The organism is Polaromonas sp. P3_C2 (assembly GCF_056402675.1).
This window is the reverse complement of sequence record NZ_JBFUGX010000117.1, coordinates 1-8,440: the sequence shown is the minus strand read 5'-3', so window position 1 is coordinate 8,440 and position 8,440 is coordinate 1. Positions and strand designations below refer to the sequence as shown.

At 62.8% G+C, this 8,440-nt stretch carries 6 protein-coding genes; 3 read left to right on the top strand and 3 right to left on the bottom strand.

Translation table 11 applies throughout. From position 1 onward, the window contains the following. The 3 genes from AC1DWI_RS07230 to moeA form a co-directional block, all read left to right on the top strand. Positions 1-584 (top strand): GTP 3',8-cyclase MoaA (locus AC1DWI_RS07230; protein WP_477724598.1); only part of this gene is annotated, 584 nt, incomplete at its 5' end. Between the two features lie 25 nt (positions 585-609). Next, the gene (gene mobA, locus AC1DWI_RS07225; protein ID WP_477670863.1) at positions 610-1,236 is read left to right on the top strand and encodes a molybdenum cofactor guanylyltransferase MobA; all 627 of its coding nucleotides are present in this window, start codon (positions 610-612) and stop codon (positions 1,234-1,236) included. Then, positions 1,233-2,600, top strand: a complete 1,368-nt coding sequence (moeA, locus tag AC1DWI_RS07220; protein WP_477670864.1) for a molybdopterin molybdotransferase MoeA — start codon at positions 1,233-1,235, stop codon at positions 2,598-2,600. Before mobA ends, moeA begins: the two co-directional genes overlap by 4 nt. A gap of 192 nt (positions 2,601-2,792) precedes the next feature. Here moeA and AC1DWI_RS07215 read toward each other — a convergent pair whose 3' ends face one another. From AC1DWI_RS07215 to AC1DWI_RS07205, 3 genes are all read right to left on the bottom strand, one after another. Continuing rightward, positions 2,793-4,034, bottom strand: coding sequence for a hypothetical protein (locus tag AC1DWI_RS07215; protein ID WP_477670865.1), 1,242 nt, complete (start codon positions 4,032-4,034; stop codon positions 2,793-2,795). Positions 4,035-4,091: 57 nt separating this feature from the next. Next, entirely contained in the window at positions 4,092-7,271 is a 3,180-nt protein-coding gene (locus tag AC1DWI_RS07210; RefSeq protein WP_477670866.1) for an efflux RND transporter permease subunit, read from the bottom strand. A 33-nt stretch (positions 7,272-7,304) separates the two neighbouring features. Then, positions 7,305-8,440 (bottom strand): efflux RND transporter periplasmic adaptor subunit (locus tag AC1DWI_RS07205; RefSeq protein WP_477724597.1); only part of this gene is annotated, 1,136 nt, incomplete at its 5' end.

The following is an 8,440-nucleotide window of genomic DNA, read 5'->3' as shown; positions in this document are numbered from 1 at the left end:
GCATTGAAGTGGCGCAAAAGGTTGGCCTGGCGCCGCTCAAGGTCAACATGGTGGTCAAACGCGGCACCAACGACGCCGAGATCGTACCCATGGCCCGGCATTTCCGCCACAGCGGGGCGGTGTTGCGCTTCATCGAATACATGGACGTGGGCGCCACCAACGGCTGGCGCATGGACGAGGTCCTGCCTTCAGCCCAGGTGGTGGAACGCCTCAACGCCGAATTTCCCTTGGTAGCCATAGACCCCAACTACGCTGGTGAGACCGCCGAGCGCTGGCGTTATGCCGATGGCGCTGGCGAGATTGGCGTGATCAGCAGCGTGACCCAGGCTTTTTGCAGCGACTGCAACCGGGCAAGGCTATCGACCGAGGGCAAGCTGTTTTTATGCCTGTTTGCCAGCCAGGGCCAGGACTTGCGCGCCCTGCTGCGCGGCGGCTACGGCGACGACCAGATCGCAGCGGCTGTGGCCCATATTTGGCAGGGGCGCGACGACCGCTATTCGGAGTTGCGTGCTGCGATGCCCGCCGACACAAGCACCCCCGATTCAACTATGAAACGGGTCGAGATGAGTTACATAGGCGGCTGATTTGACAACCCACGACCACAACACCATGCCCATCCACGCCGAAGCCATTACCGGCGTGATCCTGGCCGGTGGCCGTGGTTCGCGCATGGGCGGTGTCGACAAGGGCTTGCAGAACTTCAACGGCGTTCCCCTGGCGTTGCACACGCTGATGCGGCTGTCGCCCCAGGTCGGTGACGTGATGATCAATGCCAACCGCAACCTGTCCGCTTATGAATCATTCGGCGTTCCGGTGTGGCCCGACAGTACCGGGCTGGGCGAGTTTGCCGGGCCACTGGCGGGATTCCTGACGGGCCTGGAGCGTTGTGAAACCCCTTACCTGTTGACTGTGCCCTGCGACACCCCGCTATTTCCCGACGACCTGGTGGCACGGCTTGCCGAAGCACTTGCGCAGGACGGCGCCGACTTTGCCGTGGCGGCGGCGCCCGAAGAAGATGGGCAGCTCAGGCCCCAACCGGTGTTTTGCCTCATGGGTACCCACATGCTGGAAAGCCTGGTGCGCTTCACCCACAGTGGCGGCCGCAAGATAGACGCATGGACGGCGCAGCACAAAACAGCGATCGTGCCGTTCGACAAACCCGGTGACGACAGCCGCAGTTTCTTCAATGCCAATACGCTGGCCGAGCTGCACCAGCTGGAATCCCGCCAGCCGTGAAAACACTCGACCAGATTGCCGCGGAGCTGCAAGGCTACGACCCACAGTCACTGTCTGCCGACCAGGTACTGGACTTCCTGTCGCGGCTGGTCATGCCGGTGCAGGAGCAGCTCGAGCTGCCCTTGATGGAGGCTTTCGGGCGGGTGCTGGCCCAGGATGTGGTCTCGCCGTTTGACGTGCCGCCGCACGACAACTCGGCCATGGACGGATATGCCTTCGATGGTGGGCAGTTGGCTGCAGGCAAGGCGCTTGAGCTGCAGGTGGCCGACGGAACAGCGCTGGCAGGCAAGGCCTGGCAAGGCAGCGCCGGGCCAGGCCAGTGCGTCAAGATCATGACCGGCGCCATCATGCCCTCCGGCCTGGACACCGTGGTGCCACAGGAGTTTGTCACCCTGCACCAGGATGGCCAGGGCACACGCATCAGTATCCCGTCGGGTTTGCTCCAGCCCGGCGACAACCGCCGGCTGCGCGGCGAGGACCTCATGCAGGGCCGGCCGGCGCTATTAAAAGGTGAGCGTATTACGCCCGCCCGCCTTGGCCTGGCAGCCTCTTTGGGTCTTAAAACCTTGTCAACCTGGCGGCCGCTGCGGGTGGCTTACTTCTCCACCGGTGATGAGATTTTGTCGCTGGGCGAAACACCGCGCGAAGGYGCTGTGTACGACAGCAACCGCTACACCGTCTTCGGCATGCTCAGCCGGCTGGGCATCCAGGTGCTCGACATGGGCGTCGTGCGCGATGAGCCGGCACTTCTGGAGGCTGCATTCAAACGAGCGGCAGCCGAGGCCGACGCGGTCATCACGTCTGGCGGTGTCAGCGTGGGTGAAGCGGATTTCACCAAGGCCATGATGAAAAAGCTGGGCGACGTGGCCTTCTGGCGCATTGCGATGCGGCCCGGCCGGCCCATGGCCGTGGGACGGATTTCAATAGAGAAATCAGGCTCTATCCCAATAGGGACAAGCGCAAGCAGCTATGAAAATAGTAGCACTCAAAAAACGTTCCCAAACCCCGACGGCGCCATTTTGTTTGGATTGCCCGGCAATCCGGTGGCGGTGATGGTGACGTTCCTGGCCTTTGTGCGCCCCGCCCTGCTCCAGATGATGGGCGCCAGCGCCGCGCCGGCGCCGTTGCTCAAGGCACGCAGCCTGGAGCCCATTCGCAAGAAGCCGGGGCGCACCGAATACCAGCGCGGCTGGGTATCCACCGCGCCCGACGGTTCCCTGGAGGTCAGGACTACCGGCAGCCAGGGTTCGGGCGTGCTGCGCTCCATGGCCGAGGCCAACGGCCTGATGGTGCTTCACCATGCGCAAGGCAATGTCGCTGCAGGGGACATGGTTGACGTCCTCATGTTTGAGGGTGCCCTGTAAATCCATTGAATCCTCGGCGCCGCCAGGCCCTGGTACTGCAACCCGAAAATATCGAAACATGAAAGCGCGTCTTCGCACCCATGGCTGCGTTGCAATCCTTGCGAAGGCGTTCAGCCTTCGTTACGGCTTGCGCCTTGCCCTGGGCGCGAATCCATCGCTTTCATTTTGTTTCGCTACTTGCGGGTTGCAGTACTAGTCGCTTCGGGGAGCCGGTAGCGGGGGCAGGTCCTCATAGCCGAAAAAATAGGGCACAACCCGAAAGCTCATCAGCAAGCCGCCGTTTTCCGGCGTTGCGTTCAGGCGTTCATAGTCGTGCGCGGCCAGGTGCTGTATTTTTTCGGCATCGCGTTGCCGGCTGAAAACATCGTGACGCCACTGATAGACCTCACTGAGTTTCTCCTCGTAGGTGTAGTGGTGGTCGTTGTCGTTGTAATAGTCGTCAAACCGGTTGCCGCCCAGGTAGATGGCATTCGAGCCTTCATACCCCGTTTTCTGGCTGGTGCGCTGGTCGGTGTTCAGAAAATAAGCCCAATCGCCAGGGACAAAGTTGCCGGCGGCCACACCGCCCACCATGCGCAAGACCTTGCCTGGCCGTTCAAGCTCCAGCGGATCAAAATCCGTTTCAAAACTCCACATGCGGCCGGGTTCCAGGTCAACCAGTGGCTCACCGTCGGCCAGTAATCGCCGCTCCACGCCTTGCGCCCTGCCCACGTCCTTCTTGACGCGGCGGAAGTAATCCAGCGCACCCTGGGCAAACACCACCTTGGTCGCGGCGTAGCAGCCTATGTCGTATTTCCCCTGCTCAAAAAACATGTCGTTGAGAGCCTTGTGCAAGGGCATGCGCAGCCGGGGCGTTCCATTGATCCAGTAGCGGGCATTCCATCTGGCAGGGCCGCCCTCGGGCCACCCCCATTCCAGCACCTCTGCCCATATCACGGTGTTCTGGCGAATACCGACATGGTCGACCAGAGCCTGCACATCGCAGGCTTTTCCTCTGAATTCGGTCAATCGGCCCGGGTGCAACAGGGCCAACAGGATTTCTTTTTTGGAAACCGTCTTGAGCTTGCGTGTCTTGTTGTTTCTCACCGGCACCAGCACTACCTCGTCCTTGATCGCCAGCTCCGGGCGTTGCGCCAAAAACAGGGTGCTCACGGCCGCGCCTGAGCCCAGCAGGGAATACGTCATGGTGCCCCGCGGCTTGTCGACAGTTTCCTGAACCAGGCGGGCTGGAATGCCGAGCTGCTGGAGATATCGAAACATGTGGGGGCCGAGCCGCTCCAGCTGGGACGGTGAACAGAAGAACTGCACGCCATATGCGCCCGTTCCAGGCGCTTCCTGGGCTTGCGCAGAAGCCGTATGGGCCAGCGCAAGCAGGAACGGAATCAGGAAGAAAGAAGCAACTGTACGGATTCGGCCCGCTGGGTTTGCGGTCAAACCGGTTTTCTCATCAGCATGCCAGGGACCCGGCCTGGGGCAAGCGGTTCCTCACGATCATTTCGCCACGTACTCCGGGTGTTCAAGGTGTTCATCGGGTTGCTCCCTGGCAATGGCCTTGTTGGCCCCTGGGACCGCCTTGCGGGCAAACAGCGTGTACATCGTGGGCACCACAAACACAGTGAGCAAAGTGCCCAGCGACATGCCCCCCACGATAACCCAGCCGATCTGCGTGCGGCTTTCGGCACCCGCGCCCTTGGCCAGGGCCAGCGGCAAGGCTCCCAGCACCATGGCACCAGTCGTCATCATGATGGGGCGAAGGCGCTGCGATGACGCCTTGACCAGCGCGTCGATCATTTCCATGCCCTGCCCGCGCAACTGGTTGGTGAACTCCACAATCAGGATGCCGTGCTTGGTGATCAGGCCAACCAGCGTGATCAGACCAATTTGGGAATACACATTGAGAGAGCCGCCCGACCATTTGAGCGCCAGCAAGGCCCCGATCATGGACAGCGGCACCGACAGCATGATGACCAGCGGATCGATAAAACTTTCAAACTGTGCGGCCAGCACCAGGAAAATAAACACCAGTGCCAATACAAACACAATGGCCAGGGCGCCCTGCGAGTTTCTGAACTCGCGCGAGGTGCCGTTCAGGTCGGTGCTGTAGCCGGTCTTGAGCACCTTGGCGGCGGTCTGGTCCATGAACTTGAGCGCTTCGCCCAGCGAATAGTCGCCCGCAAGGCTGGCCGTGATGGACACCGAGCGACGCTGGCCGAAATGGTTCAACTCGCGCGGGGAAACACTTTCACGCACCTTGACCAATGCCGACAGCGGAATCATTGCGTCGTTGCGGCCCCGCACATAAATGCGGTCGATGTCTTCAGGCGTTGTGCGGCCGCTGGCTTCGGTCTGCACGATCACGTCGTACTGCTCGGCATCGCGCTTGTAGCGCGTCACGTTGCGCCCGCCCAGCAGAGTCTCGATGGCCTTTGCGACAACCTGGATGCTGACGCCGAGGTCGGCCGCCTTGTCCCGCTCCACCTCAATGCGCAGTTCTGGCTTGTTCAGCCGCAGGTCTACGTCGGGCGAGACGATGCCAGGGTTTTTGGCGATCTCCTCCAGCATCTGGCGCACCACGGTGTTCAGGTTCTGGTAGCTGTCGGAGGTCTGGATCACGAAATTGAGCGGCCGTTCGCGAAAGCCCTGCCCAAGGGACGGCGGCGTGATCGGAAAGGCGGTAACGCCGGGCAGCGCATTGAATTTGGGCTGCAGCTCGCGTGCCATGTCGATGGTGGAGCGCGTACGCTTGTCCCAGTCAACAGTGCGGTACACCACGCTGGCCTGCGCCACCGTCGGGTTGCCCACGTTGGCAAAAATGCGGTCGAACTCGGGAAAGGGCTCACCCATTTTTTCCAGCGCCCTGGCATAGCGGTTGGTGTAGTCCAGCGTGGCGCCGTCAGGGGCATTGACGTTGGCCAGAATCACCCCGCGGTCTTCAATGGGCGAAAGCTCCTGCTTCATGCTCGGGAACACCAGCGCAATGGCCAGGGCACTGAGCACCATCACGCCGATGACAATCCAGCGGGCCTGCAAGGCCATGCCTTTGAGTCGCTGGGCAAGCGAGGGCCGGCCGGCAGCGCCTTCCTCCGCCGCGGGTACGTAACGTGTGGTGACGACCCAACGCAGCACCGAGCCGTAACGGTCGGAAATCGACGTCAACGCCCGCTCCATGAACCGGTCAAAACGATTGGGCTTGGGATTGTGCTTGAGCAGCTGGGTGCACATCATGGGCGTGAGCGTCAGCGCCACAAAGCCCGACACCACCACCGCACCGGCCAGCGCCAGGGCAAACTCCACGAAGAGCCGCCCGGTGCGGCCCGGCGTAAACGCCAGCGGCGCATACACGGCTACCAGCGTGGCCGTCATGGTGACCACGGCAAAGCCGATCTCACGCGCGCCCTTGATGCCGGCCGAGAACGGGTCCATGCCTTCCTCAATGTGCCGGAAGATGTTTTCCAGCATCACGATGGCATCGTCCACCACCAGGCCGATAGCCAGCACCAGCGCCAGCAGGGTCAGCGTGTTGATGGTGAAGCCCGCCAGCGCCATCATGCCGAAGGTGCCGATCAGGCTCACCGGGATGGTGACGATGGGGATGATGGAGGCGCGCAGGGTGCGAAGGAACACAAAGATCACCAGGGCCACCAGCACGATCGCCTCGGCGATGGTGTGGTACACGTTGTTCACGGAACGGTCGATGAACACCGAGTTGTCGTTGGCGACGTCAATCAGCATGTCGGACGGCAGGTCAGCCTTCAGCTTGGGAAAGGCCTCCCGCACCCCCCTGGACAGGTCCAGCGGGTTGGCCGTTGCCTGGCGGATGACGCCGACTGCCACAGCGGAGCGGCCGTTGAGCCTGACCGCCGTGCGCTCGTCGGCTGCGCCCTCCTCCACGCGCGCGACGTCGCGCACCTTGACGGAAAAGCCGTTCACATTCTTGATGACGATCTCGCGAAACTGCGCGGGCCTGACCAGGTCAGTCTGCGAGGTCACGCTGAATTCGCGCTGCTGGGACTCGATGCGGCCGGCCGGCAGCTCCAGGTTGCTGCGGCTGATGGCGTCTTCCACGTCCTGCGTGGTCAGCTTGTAGGAAGCGAGCTTGTCGGTGTCCAGCCAGACGCGCATGGCGTACTTGCGCTCGCCAAAGACGCGCACGTCGGCCACGCCGGTCACGGTCTGCAGGCGCGGCTTGACAATGCGGTTGACCAGGTCGTTGATCTGTAGCGGCGTCAGTGAATCGCTGGAAAAAGCCACCTGGATAACCGGAAAGGCATCGGCCTCGACCTTGGCGATCACAGGCTCTTCAATCGCCTGAGGCAGCCGGTTGCGCACGCGCGACGTGCGGTCGCGTACTTCGGCGGCAGCCGAGTCAGCGTCTTTTTCGAGCCTGAAACGCACGCTGATCTGCGCCTGGTCGGCACGGCTGATGGAGGTGATGACGTCGACAGCATCAATGCCTGCGATGGAATCTTCCAGCGGCTTGGTCACCTGCGTTTCTATGACCTCCGCGGATGCGCCTGCATAGCGCACGCTCACGGTCACAACGGGTTCATCGATCTTGGGATATTCACGCACCGAAAGGCGGTTGAAGCTCACCGCACCGACCAGAACGATGAGCAAAGACAGCACGGTGGCAAAGACCGGGCGGCGTATGGAAACTTCAGCGAGTTGCATAAGGGCCTGTGGGGGCTACGGCGCGGCTGCCGCTCAAGTGGGATCGCGGGCTGGCGGGCCGGCCGGGCGGCGCTCGGTTGGGGCCACGCTACGCACCGGCACCAGGCCCCCCGGGGCTTCCGATACCACGACGCCACAGGGGTTGGGGCCGGCCGGTGGTGCTTGCGGCGCGGCGGCGGCCACAGCTTTGGCCGGCGCGGCCTCAGCCGCAGGGGCCGTTGCGGCAGCTGCCGCGGGCGCAGTACCGGCAGCGGCAGGCGCTTTTGCGTTGCCCGCGCGGGCAGAAGCATTTGCGGCCAGGTCCACCACTGCCACCACAGTGCCGTCACGCTGTACGCGCTGCTGGCCGGTCGCAACCACCACGTCGCCGGACTCCAGGCCTTCGAGGATCTCGACCTTGCCGGGGCTGYGCAGACCGACTTTGACTTCGACGCGCTTGGTGGTGCGGGTCTGCTCGTTCGGGCCTTCCAGCAGCTTGATGACGAACTGCCGGCCGCCCTGCGGAACAATCGCTTCCTCCGGCACCACGCGCGCGTTCTCGCGCACGCCGAACACCGTGTTGACCCGGGCGAACATGCCGGGCCGCAGCTGCAGCTGGCGGTTGTCGATGCAGCCCCGGATCCCAATGGAGCGGCCATTGGCGTCGATCAACGGGTCTATGGCCTGGATTTGCGCGTTGTACTTGCGTCCGGGCAAGGCATCGATGTCGAGCACAGCTGTCTGGCCGCGCTTGACCTTGCTCTGAAAGCGTTCAGGCAGCCGGAAGTCGACAAAGATGGCCTCGATGTCCTCGATGTTGACGATGTCCGCGCCGTCTTTCAGGTAGTCGCCCACGTTGACGAGCCGGATGCCGGCAATGCCGTCAAATGGTGCGACGATCTTCAGCCGCGCGGCAGTGGCCTTGGCCAGCGACAGCTTGGCCTCGGCCACCTGCAGGTTGGCGGCGCTTTCATCGAGCGAGCGCTGGCTGATGAAGTTTTGCGCCACCAGTTCCTGGTTGCGCTTCTGGTTGGCCCGCGCGATCGACAGTTCGGCCTGGCTTTGCTGCACCTGCGCCAACGGCAACTGGTCGTCGAACTGCACCAGAACCTGGCCTTTGCGCACACGCTGGCCATCGGTGAAATTGAGCTGGGTGATGCGCCCGCTGACCTCGGGCCGCAAGACCACGC